Below are 756 nucleotides of genomic sequence, written 5' to 3'. Positions count from 1 at the left end.
AACTTCTAGGAATAGCGGCTTCACCTAAGTATAGCGCTGAAGTCATTACCCGAGACAAAGTCGTTGGCGGCGAACGAGTAGAAACAAGTTACATACGAATCCAACCTTTAGAGCCTTTAAACCCTAACAAGCGCTACATTGTTGCACTGACCGATGAAATCAAAGATACCGAAGGAAAGTCTTTGATCAAACACCCTGGTATAGCCAACTATGCTGCCCTCGCTGATGAAAATCGAGAACCCGCCAACCCTCTCCTTGACGATGTGCAAGCTCAAATTGATTTCTGGGAAAAGGTTACCGCGAGCTATTTAGGCAACCTAACCAATGCGGCACGCCCAGATGATCAGCAATTAACTGAAGACAACATTGTTTTTACAAGTGGCTTTACCACTTCTAATGACACAAAAGTTGTCGACTATATGGTAGACCCTACCGAGTGGGCAACGAATACGGTTAAGACTCTTGTGACAACTGGCGCAGCAAAAGCGGCAGTTGATGCCGGCGCAGAAGATTATGCAACCATTAAAGGCGCTGTTGATACAGCAATCAGCAACTGGACCGCAGAGAGCTTCAATCCAGCTTTAGCAGGGTGTGATACCTATCCTGCTGGCGATGCACGCTTTGCATGCGCCGGTACCGGTATGATCACTGCAGCAAAAGCAGGTGGAATGTCTTTTCCTGAGCCCGCAGCCGATGATAGCGTAGCTTTCGACACACCGCGAGACCTAAGAACAGTATCAGCATTTATTACCGATG

General features: G+C 47.6%; 1 protein-coding gene. It reads left to right on the top strand.

The genetic code is table 11. The features are described from left to right. Positions 1-756: hypothetical protein (locus A3756_RS24005; RefSeq protein WP_197481511.1), on the top strand; the 756-nt coding region annotated here is incomplete at both ends.

It is taken from the genome of Oleiphilus sp. HI0086 (assembly GCF_001635225.1).
Note: the sequence above shows the minus strand (reverse complement) of the source record. Positions and strands in the feature narration are given on the sequence as shown.